We start from the raw sequence: 16009 nt of genomic DNA, 5'->3' as shown, positions 1-16009 counted from the left end.
GCCCGGGGCGGCCGTGGCCCGGACAGGGCGCGGCCGTCACAGGTCGGTGGCGACGATCTTCTCGATGTTGCGTTCGGCGAGCGCCGTGATCGTCACGAACGGGTTGACGCTGGTGTTGCCCGGGATCAGCGCGCCGTCGATGACGTAGAGGCCCGGATAGCCGTGCAGACGGCCGTAGTTGTCGGTCGCCTTGCCGAGGACGGCGCCGCCCAGCGGGTGGTACGTGAGGTGGTCGCCCCAGATCTTGTACGTGCCGAAGAGATCGGTGCGGTAGATCGTGCCCTCCTTCGCGTTGATCTTGTCGAAGATGGTCTTGGCCGCGTTGATGCCCGGCTGCTTCCACGCGGTCTGCCAGTCGAGATCGACCCCGCCGGTCGCCGGGTTGTACGTGAACCGCGCGCGGTTCGGGTTCCTGGTGATGGAGAGGTAGAACGAGGCGAACGTCTCGATGCCGGTGGGCAGTGGAGCCACCTCGGCGAACGCCCCGCCCGCGGCCCAGTTGTCGATGCCGCCGGTCGGGATGGACGCCTGGAGCGAACCGGTCGGGTCCCACAGGTGGTTGGCGCGCCCGCACATGACGTTGCCGTTGTCGCCCCAGCCCTTGCCGATCTCGCCGTTGAGCGCCGGCAGCGCGCCGGTGGCCTTCAGCTTGGTGAGGAGCTTGCTCGTGCCGACGCTGCCCGCGGCGAAGAAGACGCGGTCCGCGGTGATCTCCTTGGTGGCGGTGACGGCGCCCGTGGTGGCGAGCTGGTCGATGCGCACGGTGTAGCCGCCGCCCGCGGCCGGGGCGACCGAGACCACTTTGTGCAGGGGCGAGATGGTGACCCGTCCGGTGGCCCTGGCCCGGGGCAGGTAGGTCTTCTGGAGCGACTTCTTGCCGTAGTTGTTCCCGTACAGGATCTCGCCCGCCAGCGCGGATCTGGGGACCGTGCCCGCCTGTTCCTGCTCCATGTAGTCCCAGTCGTAGACGTCCGGGACGAAGACGAACGGGAAGCCGGAGCGCTGCGCGTGCTTGCGGCCGACGCGCGCGTACTGGTAGCACTCGGCGCTCTCGAACCAGTCCGGGTCGATGGTGGCGACGCCGAGCCCGGCGTTGGCCCGCGGGTAGTACGTGCCGTACATCTCGTTCGCGTCGACCGTGGGCAGGACGGCGCCGAAGTTCTCCCGCTTCGGGGTGACGGCCATGCCGCCGTTGACCAGCGAGCCGCCGCCGACGCCGCGGCCCTGGTAGACGGTGATGCCCGCGAACTCCTCCGCGTCGAGGATCCCGGTGTACTTCGGGATGGTCCTGTCGATCGGGAAGCCGAGGAAGTTGCTGAGCGGCTGCTTCGTTCTCGTGCGCAGCCAGAAGGACCTGTTGTCGGGGCTCGTCGTGTTGGCGAAGATCTTGCCGTCCGCGCCCGGGGTGTCCCAGGCCATGCCCATCTCCACCATCTGCACGTCGACGCCCGCCTCGGCGAGCCGGAGCGCGGCGACGGAGCCGCCGTAGCCGGTGCCGATGACGAGGGCGGGGATGCGTGCGCCGTCGGCGACGGCGGAGGAGGCCCCGCGCTCCGCGGCGGTGGCGTGGCCGCTCAGCGCGACGGCGCCGAGAAGAGAACCTGTTCCTGCGAGGAAGCCCCGGCGCGAGATTCCGTTGCGTGCCACTTCAGGGCGGGTCGGGTCGGTCATGGTGTGTCCCTCACTCTCGACGGAATGGGAACGAGTTCTACTGTTGATCGCCAAACAAATCGATACATACCGATTGGTAACGTGAGCGTCTTTCCCGCCGACTTTTCCCGATCTTGTGCCCGCCCCGCGGACGGCGGCCGGGCCGGGACACAGCAGTGCGGCGTGGCGATCACCTCGCCACGCCGCACATCGGTCCGGCCCCGCCGCCGCCTCAGGGCTTGCGCGCCACCACGGCGTAGATCCCGCTGGCCTCGGCCGGCGGGGCGGGCTCCTCGCGGTACCACTCGGGCGCCGTGACAAGGCCGGGCGCCACCGGCTCCAGGCCCTCCAGGAACCGCGTCACGCCCGCGCGCGTACGGAAGCCGAGGGTGATGCCGCCCTTCGCGTACTCCGCGGTGACCTGGTCCGACAGCTCGGGGAAGATGTCGGAGGAGGCGTGCGAGAGGACGAGGTGGCTGCCGGAGGGCAGCGCGGAGACCAGCGTCCCGACGATGTCGTACGGGTCCTGCCCGTCCGGGATGAAGTGCATGAGCGCGATCAGCGACAGCGCGACGGGCCGCTCGAAGTCCAGGACGGTGCGGGCGTGTTCGAGGATGGCCTTCGGGTCGCGGACGTCGGCCTGGATGTAGTCGGTGGCCCCCTCCGGGGTGCTGACCAGCAGCGCCTGCGCGTGCCGGAGCACGATGGGGTCGTTGTCGGTGTAGACGACCCGCGCGGCCGGGTTGATGCCCTGCACGATCTGGTGCAGGTTCGGCGCGGTCGGGATGCCGGTGCCGACGTCCAGGAACTGGTCCACGCCCTGCGCCGCGAGCCAGGCGGCGGCGCGGTGCATGAACTCCCGGTTCTGCCGGGCGGCGTCCCGCGCCTCCGGCGGCAGCTGCACCCCGACGGCCTCGTCGACCGCGTAGTTGTCCTTGCCGCCGAGCAGCCAGTCGTAGACCCGGGCGGGGTGTGCCTGACTGGTGTCGATCCGGGGCCGGGGGCCGGGTGCCGTCATGGGCGGACTCCATCGTCGCGAGGGGCGAAACGGGTCGGATGACCTTGGTCCAAGTCTGCCATGTCAACTCCCCGGGCTGGTCAGGGCGTTGGCCGTGCACGGCGGGTAGGGTCCCGGATGCGGACGGTGGCGGCGGCGCGATGGTACGGCGCCGAGGTGCCGGACGCGGCGCCGGCCCGTAAGGTGTGGCCCGGGCATGGGTTCCGGCGTTCCCGCAGCGTGGAGTGGTCCGTGCGCCGGGTGGCCCGTGCGTCACGGCGCGGAACTGGTCGAGGGAGTCACCGTGCGCGACTGGCAGAGCGAGCTGGGTCTCGAACCGCACGGCGAGGGCGGCTTCTTCCGGCGGATCTACACCGGCGCCCAGGACGTGCCCACCGCGTACGGCCCCCGCCCCGCGGCCACCTCGATCTACTACCTGCTCGACGCGGCGCGGCCGAGCGGCCTGCTGCACCGCAACCGCAGCGACATCCTGCACTTCCTCATCGACGGCGGCCCGCTGGAGTACGTCACCGTCGACCCGGCGGGCACCCTGGCCCGGACCGTGCTGGGCGCGGACGCCGAGCGGTTCCTGCTGGTGCCCGGCGGGTGGTGGAAGGCGTCACGGCTGAGGGGCGGCGCCCGGCAGGGGCTGGTGGCCGAGGTCGTCACGCCCGGCTTCGACCACGCGGACCACGAGTTCGCGCCGGCCACGGTCCTGGAGGAGTTCCCGCACCTCGCCGCGGACCTGCGTCCCTTCGTCCGCGGCTGAGTCCGGCCCGGCGGATTCAGCCCAGGGTGCGCACGGGCGCGCCCGCGAGGTACGCCTCGATGTCCTCGACGGCGCCCTGGAAGTAGCCGTCGTAGTTGGCACGGGTGACATAGCCGAGGTGGGGCAGGCCGAGGAAGTTCGGCGCGGTGCGCAGCGGGTCGTCCGGCGCGAGCGGCTCGGTCTCGAAGACGTCGCTGCCCGCGCCGGCGATCCAGCCCTCGCGCAGCGCCCGCAGCAGCGCCGGCTGGTCGACGATCGCGGCGCGCGAGGTGTTGACGAGGTAGGCGGTGCGACGCATCCGGCGCAGTTCGTCGGCGCCGACCAGGCCCCGGGTGCGGTCGCTGAGCACGAGGTGCACGGAGACGAAGTCGCTGGTCTCGAAGAGCTCCTCCTTGGAGGCGGCGAGGGAGGCCCCCTCCTCGGCGGCGCGCTCCGCGGTCAGGCTCCGGCTCCAGGCGACGACGTCCATGCCGAACGCGGCGCCGACGCGCGCGACCCGGGAGCCGATCTTGCCGAGCCCGAGCAGTCCGAGGCGCCGGCCGTGCAGATCGGCGCCGAGGGTGGACTGCCAGGGACCGCCGGAGCGCAGGTTCGCGTGCTCCGTGACGATGCCCCGGGCCAGGCCGAGGAGGAGGGCCCAGGTCAGCTCGGCGGGCGGGGCGGAGCCGCTCGGGGTGCCGCAGACGGTGACGCCGTGCGCGGCGGCGGCCGCCAGGTCGATCGAGGCGTTGCGCAGCCCGGAGGTGATCAGCAGCCGCAGCGCGGGCAGCCGCGCGAACAGTTCGGCCGGGAACGGGGTGCGCTCGCGCATCACGACGACGATCTCGCAGTCCCCGATCGCCGTCACGATGTCGTCGTGCGCGGCGATGTGGTCGTGGAGGAAGCGGACGTCGACGCGGTCCGCGAGGCGCGCCCAGTCGGCCCGCTCACGGGCGACGTCCTGAAAGTCGTCGAGTACGGCGCAACGCAGTCTGGTCACCAACACTCCCCGGTTCGAGCTCGTCCGGTCACCCTAGTACGGGCCTGTCGTCGCTGGTCCAGGCCGGTCCCGGGGCGGACCGGGCCGCGGACGGTCCAGCCCGGGACGCTCCTCCAGAGCCCGGGGCCAGCCCAACTTCCGGCTTCGTTCGGCGACTTGGTCCGGACGAACGCCTTGACGGGGCTTCCACCCGTCTCTTAAATCAACTCTTGAAGTCAACGCACCACACGCATCCCCCATGTCTTCACTTTCTGGCGCGCCCGAGACAGGCGCGATCCCCCTACCCGAAGTGACGTGATGTTCCATGCGCATACCCCTGCGCCACAAACTGCCCCTGGCCACCGCCGCACTCCTGTGTCTGGGCGCCGGCCTGACGCCCGCGGCCCAGGCCGCCGGCACCGGGGCCGAGGGCCGCACCGCGGCGGCCGCGGTCACCTTCTCCGACGACTTCGACGGGGCGGCGGGCTCCGCGGTCGACGGTTCGAAGTGGCAGACCGAGACCGGCGACAACGTCAGCAACCACGAGCGGCAGTACTACACGCCGGGTACGAACAACGCGGCGCTCGACGGCCAGGGCCACCTGGTCATCACCGCCCGCAAGGAGAACCCGGCCAACTACAACTGCTGGTACGGCAGTTGCCAGTACACGTCGGCCCGTCTGAACACGTCCGGCAAGTTCTCCACGACGCACGGCCACGTCGAGGCCCGGATGAAGATCCCGCGCGGCCAGGGCATCTGGCCGGCGTTCTGGATGCTCGGCGACGACATCGGCTCGGTCGGCTGGCCGAACTCGGGCGAGATCGACATCATGGAGAACGTCGGCTTCGAGCCGTCCACCGTGCACGGCACGATCCACGGGCCCGGCTACTCGGGCTCGGGCGGCATCGGCGCGGGCTACTCGCTCCCCGGCGGCCAGGCCTTCGCCGACGACTTCCACACCTTCGCGGTCGACTGGACGCCCAACTCCATCAAGTGGTCGGTGGACGGCACCGTCTACCAGACCCGCACCCCCGCCGATGTCGGCGGTAACCAGTGGGTCTTCGAGAAGCCGTTCTTCGTCATCCTGAACCTGGCGGTGGGCGGCTACTGGCCGGGCGATCCGGACGGCAGCACGCAGTTCCCGCAGCAGCTGGTCGTGGACTACGTGCGGGTGTCCAACTAGGGCGAGGCGGAACGGCCGGGAACCGGGCGCGTGCCGCCGAGGCAGGCGTCCGGTTCCCGGGGCGGCCGTCCGGCCACGGGCCGGGACTCGGATCGCGGCTCGGACTCGGGCCCTCAGGCCGTCGCGCGGCACTCCGGGTGGCCCCAGCCGTCGGGGTTCTTGGCGATCTCCTCGCCCGCCCCGTACGAGCGCCCGCATCGGCACCGGCCGGGGAACTTCGCCTTCAGCGTGCGCGTCGAGGCCGAGGACCCCGACGACCCGGAGCTGCGCTTCCCGGCCCCGGCGGCCCGGGTCGAGCCGCCCGGCGCCCTGGCCGCCTTCGGCGCCTTCGACGAGGGGGCGGAGGGCGGCGGCACGGGCGAACCCAGCGCGCTGCCCGCGTCCTCCTGCTGGATCGCGGCCTGGCTGGCGGCGCGGTCGGCGAAGTCGTTGAGCGGGTCACCGTCGACCTGGTGCGCGGGCACGTAGACGAACTCGACCGCGCGGCCCGTGAGGAGCGCGTCGATCCGGGCCACCAGCTCCTGGTTGGCCACGGGCTTGCCGGACGCGGTCTTCCAGCCCTTGCGCTTCCAGCCGGGCAGCCAGGTCGTGACCGCCTTCATCGCGTACTGGGAGTCCATCCGGACCTCCAGTGCCACATCGGGACCGACGGTGCTCAACAGCCTTTCCAAAGCGGTGAGTTCGGCGACGTTGTTCGTCGCGGTGCCCAGCGCGCCCGCCTCCCACTGGACGGGCCGCTCGTCACCGTCGGCGACGACCCACGCCCATCCCGCCGGTCCGGGGTTTCCTTTCGACGCGCCGTCACACGCGGCGATCACACGTTCTGCCATGCCCCGATCATGCCAGGGCCGACACCCGGTCGAGGACGCGCCCAGCCGTCGCGCGACAGAAGGAAGCCCCGACCGTGACGGGGGACCACGGCCGGGGCGGCTCAAGAGGGGCACGGATGGCGGTCGCCTCTCGGCGGGGGGCTCCGCAGGGCTTCAGCCGAACGATCTTCCCTGCGGGCTATAGGTGAGGCCCGGGGACACTGTTCCATCCGTGCCCACGGTGGGTTCAACGGGTAAGGGGGCCGGGATGTTCCCGGCCCCTTCCCGGCACGGCGTGAGCTACGTCACCGTACGTACCGGTCCGTGCCGACCTGCACCCAATAGCGGTGGTCTCGCCGGACCCGGGCGCTCCGGTGGAGGCGTCGTGGCGCTCGGTGCGGCCGCATAAGGTGCCGGGGTGATCTTCGCCCCCGTTTCCCGTCGGCTCTCCGCCCTGTGCCTCGTCGTCACCGCCGGGCTGCTGACCGCCTGCTCCTCGGCCCCCTCCCCCGGCCCCACGGGGAAGGAGTCTCCGCACGTCGTCCGCCCGAGCGCCGACATGGACTTCGACTACCAGATCGGCGGCGCCTACCAGCCGCCCTCCGGCGTGCGCGCCCTCACCCGCGACCGGGAGGCGGCGCCGGCCCGCGGGCGCTACAACGTCTGCTACGTCAACGCCTTCCAGGCCCAGCCCGACGCGCTGCGCTGGTGGCGCGGCAACCACCCCGACCTGCTGCTCCGCGACGACGACGGGGACCTGGTCATCGACGAGGACTGGGACGAGGCGCTCCTCGACCTGTCGAGCGCGGACAAGCGGGAGCGGCTGATGAAGATCGTGGGGCCGTGGATCGACGGCTGCGCGGACGACGGCTTCCAGGCCGTCGAACCCGACAACCTCGACTCCTACGAACGGTCCGACGGGCTGCTTGAGCCCGCGGACGCGGCCGCCTTCGCGCGGCTCGTCTCCGCGCGGGCGCATGCCGCGGGGCTGGCCGCCGGCCAGAAGAACACGGCCGATCTGCTGCCCCGGCGGGCGGACATGGGCTTCGACTTCGCCGTGTCGGAGGAGTGCGCCCGCTACGACGAGTGCGGGGCCTACGCGTCCGCGTACGGGGACCGGGTCTTCGTCGTCGAGTACCGCGCCGCCGACTTCGCGCGGGCTTGCCGGGCGTGGGGCGGGCGGTTGTCGATCGTGCTGCGGGACCTCGATGTGCGGCCCGCGGGGTCGAAGGGGTACGTGCGCAAGGCCTGTTGAGGCGGCGGCGCCGTCCCGCTCAGGCCCCCGGCACCGCCCGGCCCTCAGCTCCGGAGCGCGTCCAGGCGGCGCTGGATCGCCTCCAGCGCGCCGGGGCGGCGGCCCGGGACCCGGCGGCGCAGCGCCCTGAGCGCGCCCGCCTGGGCGCGGGCGCGGGCCGGGTCCGCGACCTGTTCCCACTGGTGGTGGGCGCGGTCCACGGCGGCCTCCACGTCCTCCGCGGTACCGGCTTCGCCGCGGGCCAGCCGGGCCTCGGCGACCGCGGTCCACAGCTCGCAGCTGCGGGGCGGGTCCTGGGCCAGCCGCGCCAGATCCGCCCTGACCTCCAGCCAGTGAATGGCCTGCGGGGAGCCGGCACCGTGCGTACGCAGGGCCTCGCTCTCCCACATCGCGGCGATCGCGGACGCCTCCCCGTGCCGCCCGGCCTGCGCCGCCGCGAGCAGCGCGGGGTGCGGGTCGCCTCCGGCGGTGGCGCGGGGGGCCTGGCCGGCCGCGGACCGGGCCGGGGTGGCCCGGGGCCTGCCGGCTCGCGCGGGGGCGGGCTGCGCCGGGACGGATCGGGCCGGGGCCGTCTGTGGCTGGGCGGAACGGGCCGAGGCCGTCTGCGGCTGGGGTGCACGGGCGGTCGCGGGCGCGGCGGGGGTGGCCGGTGCCGGGGCGGGTGCGGGGCGGGCAGGCACCGGGGCGGTTCGTGTACGGGCGGCCGGTGCGGTCGCGGGCTCCGGCCGGGCGCCCGGGGCCTGCGCGGACTCCCGCCGGGAAGCCGGGGCCTGCGCAGACTCCCGCCGGGAAGCCGGGGCCTGCGCAGACTCCCGCCGGGCGGCCGGCATCGGTGCCGCTTCGGGACGGGGGGCGGATGCCGGGGCGGCTTCCGGCCCGGCGTCCGGCGCCGGCTCGGCACGGGCGGTCGGCGCCCCGACGGGCTCATGCCTCGTGGCCGACGCCGGTGCGGAATCGGCGCGGGCGGCCGGCACCGCCGCGAGTGGCGGCCCGGCATCCGGCGCCGACTCGGAACGGGAGGCTTGCGCCTCAGCGAGCTGCCGCCCGGCATCCTGCGCCGACGCCGACTCGGCACGGGCGGCCGACGCCCCAGTGGGCTGCCACCCGGCATCCGGCACCGACGCCGACTCGACACGGGCGGCCGATACCCCCGTGGGCTCCCGCCGGGCATCCGGCAACCACGCCGATTCGGCACGGGCGGCCGACGCCCCAGTGGGCTGCCGCCCGGCATCCTGCGCCGACGCCGACTCGGCACGGGCGGCCGATACCCCCGTGGGCTGCCGCCGGGCGTCGGGCGACGCCGCCGAAGCCGCGCCCGTGCTCGGCAGCCGCAAGGACTCCCGCCCGGCATCCGGCGCCGGCTCTGTTCGGGCGGCCGGCACGCCCGCGGGCTCCGGCCGGGTGGGGCCCGGAGGCGGCGTCGTCCGGGGGGCCTCGGCCGGCCAGGGGGTGGTCTGGGCCGGGGGCTGGGGTGGCCGCGGCCCCGGGGACGGGGTGTCCTGGGCCAGGAACAGCGCCCCCGGCGGGCCCGCGTGCATGGCCGCCGCCTCGTGCAGCTGGGCGCGGGTGGGGCGTTCGCCGGTGCGCCAGATGTCGGCGTACGCCTTGAGGTAGGCCGCGGCGAGCACGGTGCGGCGGGGCGGCGGCGGGGCCACCCGCCCGTACAGGCGCACGCCGTGGCCGAGGCCGGGGCCGCCGTCGCGGACGTGCTGCCAGGCGGCGGCGTCGGCGACCAGGTCGAGGACGACGGTGGTGGTGTGCGGGCGGCGCAGGGCGAGTTCACCGGTGAGCCAGTGCCAGGGCAGGGCCGTGTACCGCAGGGTGGCCGGGGTGGTGCGGGCCAGCGCGAAGTGCAGCAGGCGCTGGCGCTGGTCGAGGTGGAGCTGGCCGGTGACGTACAGGTGGAGCGGGCCGGGCAGCGCCGCCGCGGTGCGGATGCGGGTGAGGACGGTCTGCGGATCGAGCGGGTCGGCGAGTTCGACGACGGTGGCCGCGGGCGTGCCGGTCAGCGCGCTCGGCGGGACGGCCGCGAGCGCGGGCAGCACGGCGGCCGCGTCGATGAGGCATCCCTTGCCCGCGGGCGCGGCCGCCAGCAGCAGCGCCGTCCCCGGCTCGGTGGAATGTGCCTCGTATGTGCCTTGCGCGTTGATCACCCCAGCACCGTAACCGCAATACGAGGCGGTGCGCGCCCCGCCGGGGCACCCCAACTGGTCCGGCTACGGGTGATTTTCGGCCCTTTTCCCCACAGGGCACGTACGCGCCGTCGGTACCGCGCACGGCACTCCCCGGCCGCTGCGGGTGCGGGCCGCGTCGCGGCGTACGAAGCTGTGGGGCATGGACGGACTTGACGGATACCCCACAGTTGTCGTGCACGCGGCCCAGCCCGGTGGGCGACGCGTCGCCATTCAGGGTGAGGACGTGGGCCTCGCCACCTCACGGGCGGACGTGGTGGAGTTCCTGCGCCGCGCCGGGCTCCAGGACGCGCCGCTCGACGACCCGGACTTCATCGAGTGGCGCGGCGGCGGCAGCGCGATGTGGCCCGCCCTGACCAGCAGCCCGGACGACGGGATCTAAGCCGGGCTCACCGGTAACCAGTGGTGTCGGCGGGTTCGCCGGCGTCCTGGACCTCGACGAGGTACCGCCACGCGTCGGGGCGGCTGCCGTCGAGGTCGGTGAAGCCGTAGAGCTGGGCGAGGCCGCCGCTGGAGAGCGACGTGCCGTTGAGGCGGTGGACGTTCGGGTCGGCGGCGAGCGCGGCGACCGCCCGGCCGACGTAGCGCGGGGTCTCGGAGATGGCGAAGTGCGGCTCGTCCTTCAGGGCGTCGCGCCAGGTGGCCTCGGTGACGCCGAACGCGTCGAGCATGATCTCCGAGCGCATCCAGCCGGGGGTGAGGGCCACGGCGGTGGCGCCGCGCGGGCCCAGTTCGTGGCCGAGGGAGAACGCCATGCGCAGCACGGAGCTCTTGGCGAGGTCGTAGAAGAAGGAGTTGCGGTAGTGCGCGGCGTTGTACTCGGCCGTGCCGTCCGTCATCTCCACGACCAGGCCGCCGGACCCGCGCAGCAGCAGCGGCAGCGCGTGGTGGCTGGTGATCGCGTGGGTCTCGACGGCGAGGCGGAGCAGTCGGAGCCCCTTGTCGAGGTCGTGCTCCCAGACCGGGCTCGACCAGGCGAAGAGCTGCTCGCCGCCCCAGATGTCGTTGACGAGGACGTCGAGGCGGCCGGACTCGGCGTCGATGCGCTCGACGAGCGCGCGGACCTGGTCGGGCTCCAGGTGGTCGGTGGGGACGGCGATGCCCTGTCCGCCCGCCGCGGTGACCAGGTCGGCGGTGTCCTCGATGGTCTCGGCGCGGTCGTACTCGGAGCGCCGGGTGCGGGTGGTGCGGCCGGTGACGTAGACGGTGGCGCCCGCCGCGCCGAGCTCCACGGCGATGCCGCGGCCCGCGCCGCGGGTGGCACCGGCGACGAGGGCGACCTTCCCGGCGAGCGGCGCCCGCTGGTCGGCCGGCTCCTCCTGCCGGGAGCCCGCCGGGCCCTCGTGGGCGTCCTGCTGCGCGTGCGTCACGTCTGTCTCCTGTCCGTCGTGGGGTGCGGCGTTCGCTGCTCCTTTCGTCGAGCATCCCCATGAACCCCGACATCCGCTGTCCGGATTTCGGTGGTGACCGTCGCAGCGGGGCCCTTCCCGGTGGTCCCGCTGCGACGGAGCCGTCAGGCGGCGCGCCGGGCGCGGGCCCCGTGGCGGCGCACGATGTCCGCGTACCGGTGGCCACTGCCCTTGATGGTGCGCGCCTGCGTCGCGTAGTCGACGTGGACGAGGCCGAACCGCTTGTCGTAGCCGTACGCCCACTCGAAGTTGTCGAGCAGCGACCACGCGAAGTACCCGGCGAGCGGGGCGCCCTTGCGGGCCGCCCGGGCGCAGGCCGCGATGTGGTTGACGAGGTACTCCTCGCGCTCGGGGTCGTCCACGGTGCCGTCGGGGCGGACCACGTCGGGGTAGGCCGAGCCGTTCTCCGTGACGTACAGCTTGCGGGCGCCGTACTCGTGGGTGAGGCGCAGCAGCAGCGTCTCGATGCCGTCCGCGTCGACCTCCCAGTCCATGCCGGTGCGCGGGACGCCGAGCCGGCGCACGGCCTGCGCGTAGGGGGCCGGGCCCGCCGGGTGGTCGGCGATCGTCGACGGGAAGTAGTAGTTGAGGCCCAGCCAGTCGAGCGGTTCGGCGATGGTCTTGAGGTCTCCGGGCTGCTCGGGCAAGTCGACGCCGTACACCTCGACCATGTCGGCGGGGAAGCCGCGGCCGTGCACCGGGTCGAGCCACCAGCGGTTGGAGTGGCCGTCCATCCGGCGGGCCGCGGCGATGTCCTCCGGGCGGTCGGTGGCGGGCACGACCTGGGCGAGGTTGTTGACGATGCCGACCTCGGCGCCGGGCACGGCCGCGCGGATGGCCTGGGTGGCCAGACCGTGGCCGAGCAGCAGGTGGTAGGAGGCCTGGACGGCGGCGGTCAGGTCGGTCCAGCCGGGGGCCATCCGGCCTTCGAGGTGGCCGATCCAGGCGGAGCAGAGGGGCTCGTTCAGCGGCGTCCAGTGCTTGACGCGGTCGCCGAGGCGCTCCGCGACGACGGCGGCGTAGGCGGCGAAGTGCTCGGCCGTCTCGCGGGCCGGCCAGCCGCCCCGGTCCTGGAGCACCTGCGGCAGGTCCCAGTGGTAGAGGGTGACCGAGGGGGTGATGCCCTGGGCGAGCAGGGCGTCGATGAGCTGGTCGTAGAAGTCCAGGCCCTCGGCGTTGACCTGGCCGTCGCCGCCGGGCATCACGCGCGGCCAGGCGACGGACAGCCGGTAGGCGTTGGTGCCGAGCTGTCCCATCAGGGCGAGGTCGTCGCGCCAGCGGTGGTAGTGGTCGCAGGCGATGTCGCCGTGGTCGTCGTTGTCGACCTTTCCGGGGGTGTGCGAGAAGGTGTCCCAGATCGACGGCGAACGGCCGTCCTCGGCGACTGCGCCTTCGATCTGGTATGCCGACGTGGCCGTGCCCCACAGGAAGTCGTGCGGGAAGGCGGCAAGGTCAAGGGGGTCGGACACGGGGTTCCTTTCACAAGGGCGTGCGCTGGTACGGGGATCGGTCACTTGACGGCGCCGGCGGTCAGGCCGGTGACGAGGTAGCGCTGGAGCAGCAGGAAGCCGGCGACGACGGGCACGCTGACGACCAGGGAGGCGGCCATGATCTGGTTCCAGTACACGTCGTTGAGGTTGGCGTAGGCGCCGAGGCCGACGGAGAGGGTGCGCGTTGCCTCGTTCGTCATGACGGAGGCGAAGAGCACCTCGCCCCAGGCGGTCATGAACGAGTAGACGGCGACGGCGACGATGCCGGGGATGGCGGCGGGCACGATGATCCGGAACAGCGCGCCGAGCGGACCGCAGCCGTCGACGAGGGCCGCCTCGTCGAGGTCGCGCGGGACCGACTCGAAGTACCCGATCAGCATCCAGATCGAGAACGGCAGCGTGAACGTCATGTAGGTGAGGATCAGTCCGCCGCGCGAGCCGAACAGGGCGATCCCGGTGGCGTTGCCGATGTTGACGTAGATGAGGAAGAGCGGCAGCAGGAAGAGGATGCCGGGCAGCATCTGCGTCGACAGGACGGTGACCGTGAAGACGCGCTTGCCGCGGAAGCGGTAACGGCTGACCGCGTAGGCCGCGAAGACGGCGATGACGACGGAGCAGACGGTCGCCGCGCCCGCCACGATCACCGAGTTCGTGAAGTACTTGGCGAGCGGGACGGTCGACCAGATGTCGATGTACGGGCGGATCGTCAGACCGCTGGGGATCCAGTGGAACTCGCCCTGGACGTCCTCCAGCGGTTTGAGCGAGCTGGAGACCATGACGTACACGGGCAGCAGCACGAAGCCGGTGAGCAGCGTCAGGAAGATGCGGCGGGACCACACGAAGGACCGGGGCGCCGCCATCGGCGACCGGGGCCGGGTTGCGGTGTCAGACATCGGCGGTCTTCCTTCCGCGCGAGGTGAGCGCGAGGTACACGCCCGTCACGACGAGCAGGAACAGCAGGAGCAGGACGGACATGGCGGAGCCGCTGCCGAAGTTCCAGGTCACGAACGACGACTGGTAGATGTGGACCGAGATCAGGTCCGCCGCCTCGGGTGCCGCCTTGCCGAACATCACGTACGGCGTGTTGAAGTCGTTGAACGTCCACAGGAACAGCACGAGGACGAGGACCTGGTTGACGGGGCGCAGCGACGGCAGGGTGATGCGGCGCAGCTGCTGCCACAGGCCCGCGCCGTCGAGCGCGGCCGCCTCGTACATCTCCTTGGGGATGTTCTGGAGTCCGGCCATCACGATGAGGAAGGCGAACGGCCAGCCCTTCCAGACGGAGACGGTGAGCAGCGCGTAGAAGCTGTTGTCGCCGATGAGCCAGAAGGAGGGCTTGTCGGTGACGCCGAGCTGGTCGTGCAGGACGTGGTTCACCAGGCCGTTGTCGTGCTGGAACATGAAGACCCAGGTGATCACGGCGGCGTAGACGGGCAGCGCGTACGGGATCAGGAAGAGGGCGCGCAGGATGCCGCGGCCCTTGAAGGTCTCCTGCATGTAGATCGCGGCCGCGGTGCCGATCGCCCAGCACAGGGCGACGGACAGGATCGTGAAGAGGCAGGTGACGAAGAAGGAGTGGAGCAGGGCCTGGCCGACGGGGGCGTCGAAGTCGACGGCCACCTTGAAGTTGTCGAGGCCGGCCCATGGAGCACCGGTCCAGTCCCGGATGTAGAACTGGGTGAGCTCGCGGAAGCTCATCACGATGCCGATGACCATCGGGATGAGGTGCACCAGCAGTTCGAGGGCCAGGGCCGGCAGAAGGAGCAGGTACGGCAGGCCGATCCGGCGGATCCGCCCGGGGCGGCGGCTCTTGCCGCGCGCCGCCCCGGGGGAGTTCTTGCCGACGGCCCGCCCCTCCCCCGCCTCGGCGGCGGGGGTGGTGGCGGTCGTGGTCATGTGGGTCTCCGCACTCACTTGTTCGGCATCGACTGCTGCGCCTTGGTGAGCGCGGCCTTCACGGACTCCGTGGTGACCGGCTTGCCGGCGGCGGCGTCCGCGAAGAGCTCCTTCACGGCCGTGCCGACGGCGGTCTCGAACTGCGATTCGTCCGCGACCTGCGGCAGCGGGGCCGCGCTCTTGGCGAGGGTGTCCTTGAGGACGCCGGTGGCCTCCGCGTTGAACGCCGGGTCGCTCTGGGCGTCCTTGACCGGCGGTATGGAGCCGTAGGTCTTGTTGAGGAGCTTGGACTCCTCGGTGCTGGTCATGAACTTCACGAACTTCGTGGCGCCGTCGAGGTTCTTGGTGTTCTTGAAGACGGCGATGTTGATGCCCGCCACCATGGAGTTGGTGGACTCGCCCTGGCCAGGGGCGCCGGACTGGACGGGCGCGGGCACCACGCCGAAGTCGCTGTCCTTCATGCCCTGCGACTTGAAGGTGGAGGCGGCGGCCTGCCACAGCACCATCGCGGTCTTGTTCTTGGAGAAGTCGCTCAGGGACTGGTTCTGCGCGTACTCGGCGTTGCCGGGCGCGATGATCTTGTCCTTGGCCATCAGGTCGACGTACTGCTTGACGGCCGCGACGGCGCCGTCGGAGGTGAAGTCGGGCTTGCCGTCGGCGGTGAACCAGTCGGCGCCGTGCTGCTTGGCGAGGACGAAGACCTGGTGGATGTTGTTGGAGAGGTTGGAGCCCTCGGCGGCGAGGCCCCACTTGCCGCCCTTGGAGATCTTCTTGCCGGCGGCGACGATCTCGTCCCAGGTCGCCGGGGGCTTGGTGATCCCCGCGTCCTTGAACATCTTCTTGTTGTAGTAGAGCGCGTAGGACATCGAGTACAGCGGGACGGCCGCCGGGTCCTTGCCCTCGGCGCCGGCCGAGCCGATCGCGGACTCGACGAACCGGTCCTTGCCGCCGATCTTGTCGAAGTTCTTCGCGTCCCACGGCAGCAGCGCACCGCTGGCCTGGAGCGACGCGCTCCAGGTGTTGCCGATGTTGAGGACGTCGGGGCCCTGGCCCGAGGTGGTCGCGGTGAGGATGCGGTTGAGCAGGTCCGACCACGGGACGACTTCGAGCTTGACCTTGATGCCGGTCTGCTGCTCGAACTTGTCGAGTTCGGGCTGGAGGACCTTCTTGTCGACCGCGATGCTCGCGCCCTGGTTGGATGCCCAGTAGGTCAGGCTCTTCGGGGAGTCGTTGGACCCGCCGCCCGAGGACGAGCCGCCGCCGCAGGCGGTCGCGGCGAGGGCGAGCGAGAGGGTGGCGGCGCCGACGGCTGCGGCTCGGATTCTGCTCATGGCTCCAGGTGTCCCTTATCCGGAGGAAGCCTGACCGCGTCCACCGAGGCTGCAACGCCTACGGGTTCAA

At 72.3% G+C, this 16009-nt stretch carries 13 protein-coding genes and 1 pseudogene; 4 read left to right on the top strand and 10 right to left on the bottom strand.

Going from position 1 to position 16009, the window contains the following annotated elements:
* Positions 1 to 36 precede the first annotated feature (36 nt).
* Positions 37 to 1671, bottom strand: coding sequence for a GMC oxidoreductase (locus ACIBW6_RS02990; protein WP_399055894.1), 1635 nt, complete (start codon positions 1669 to 1671; stop codon positions 37 to 39).
* Between the two features lie 211 nt (positions 1672 to 1882).
* Positions 1883 to 2668, bottom strand: coding sequence for an SAM-dependent methyltransferase (locus ACIBW6_RS02985; RefSeq protein WP_399055892.1), 786 nt, complete (start codon positions 2666 to 2668; stop codon positions 1883 to 1885).
* Between the two features lie 247 nt (positions 2669 to 2915).
* Between ACIBW6_RS02985 and ACIBW6_RS02980 the strand changes: the two genes are divergently transcribed.
* On the top strand, positions 2916 to 3416 hold the full coding sequence (locus ACIBW6_RS02980; RefSeq protein ID WP_399055890.1) for a cupin domain-containing protein: 501 nt from the start codon (positions 2916 to 2918) through the stop codon (positions 3414 to 3416).
* A 16-nt stretch (positions 3417 to 3432) separates the two neighbouring features.
* On the opposite strand, the gene ACIBW6_RS02975 is transcribed toward ACIBW6_RS02980, so the two are convergent.
* Positions 3433 to 4395, bottom strand: coding sequence for a D-2-hydroxyacid dehydrogenase family protein (locus ACIBW6_RS02975; protein ID WP_399055888.1), 963 nt, complete (start codon positions 4393 to 4395; stop codon positions 3433 to 3435).
* Positions 4396 to 4699: 304 nt separating this feature from the next.
* Here ACIBW6_RS02975 and ACIBW6_RS02970 point away from each other — a divergent pair.
* A pseudogene (locus tag ACIBW6_RS02970) lies at positions 4700 to 5554 on the top strand (family 16 glycosylhydrolase); the annotation flags it as partial.
* A gap of 116 nt (positions 5555 to 5670) precedes the next feature.
* Here ACIBW6_RS02970 and ACIBW6_RS02965 read toward each other — a convergent pair.
* Positions 5671 to 6387: a ribonuclease H gene (locus ACIBW6_RS02965; RefSeq protein ID WP_399055886.1), complete on the bottom strand. Its 717-nt coding sequence runs from the start codon at positions 6385 to 6387 to the stop codon at positions 5671 to 5673.
* Positions 6388 to 6784: 397 nt separating this feature from the next.
* On the opposite strand from ACIBW6_RS02965, the gene ACIBW6_RS02960 reads away from it, so the two are divergent.
* On the top strand, positions 6785 to 7621 hold the full coding sequence (locus ACIBW6_RS02960) for an endo alpha-1,4 polygalactosaminidase (protein WP_399055884.1): 837 nt from the start codon (positions 6785 to 6787) through the stop codon (positions 7619 to 7621).
* A 44-nt stretch (positions 7622 to 7665) separates the two neighbouring features.
* On the opposite strand, the gene ACIBW6_RS02955 is transcribed toward ACIBW6_RS02960, so the two are convergent.
* Positions 7666 to 9774 carry a hypothetical protein gene (locus ACIBW6_RS02955; RefSeq protein WP_399055882.1) on the bottom strand — a complete coding sequence of 703 codons (2109 nt, stop codon included), beginning with the start codon at positions 9772 to 9774 and terminating at the stop codon, positions 7666 to 7668.
* Positions 9775 to 9955: 181 nt separating this feature from the next.
* On the opposite strand from ACIBW6_RS02955, the gene ACIBW6_RS02950 reads away from it, so the two are divergent.
* Positions 9956 to 10195: a hypothetical protein gene (locus ACIBW6_RS02950; protein ID WP_399055880.1), complete on the top strand. Its 240-nt coding sequence runs from the start codon at positions 9956 to 9958 to the stop codon at positions 10193 to 10195.
* Between the two features lie 7 nt (positions 10196 to 10202).
* Here the strand turns inward: ACIBW6_RS02950 and ACIBW6_RS02945 are convergent, their stop codons facing one another.
* From ACIBW6_RS02945 to ACIBW6_RS02925, 5 genes are all read right to left on the bottom strand, one after another.
* A complete protein-coding gene (locus ACIBW6_RS02945; RefSeq protein ID WP_399055878.1) occupies positions 10203 to 11183 on the bottom strand; it encodes an SDR family oxidoreductase in 981 nt (326 codons plus the stop codon).
* Positions 11184 to 11326: 143 nt separating this feature from the next.
* Positions 11327 to 12691: a GH1 family beta-glucosidase gene (locus ACIBW6_RS02940; protein ID WP_399055876.1), complete on the bottom strand. Its 1365-nt coding sequence runs from the start codon at positions 12689 to 12691 to the stop codon at positions 11327 to 11329.
* Positions 12692 to 12732: 41 nt separating this feature from the next.
* Entirely contained in the window at positions 12733 to 13605 is an 873-nt protein-coding gene (locus ACIBW6_RS02935; protein WP_399055874.1) for a carbohydrate ABC transporter permease, read from the bottom strand.
* Positions 13598 to 14608, bottom strand: a complete 1011-nt coding sequence (locus ACIBW6_RS02930; protein WP_399055872.1) for a carbohydrate ABC transporter permease — start codon at positions 14606 to 14608, stop codon at positions 13598 to 13600. The genes ACIBW6_RS02935 and ACIBW6_RS02930 overlap by 8 nt, the downstream gene beginning before the upstream one ends.
* Before the next feature lie 14 nt (positions 14609 to 14622).
* Entirely contained in the window at positions 14623 to 15939 is a 1317-nt protein-coding gene (locus tag ACIBW6_RS02925) for an ABC transporter substrate-binding protein (RefSeq protein WP_399055870.1), read from the bottom strand.
* Positions 15940 to 16009 lie beyond the last annotated feature (70 nt).

Source organism: Streptomyces sp. NPDC049813, assembly GCF_044465085.1.
Taxonomy (GTDB): Bacteria; Actinomycetota; Actinomycetes; order Streptomycetales; family Streptomycetaceae; genus Streptomyces.
Note: the sequence above shows the minus strand (reverse complement) of the source record. Positions and strands in the feature narration are given on the sequence as shown.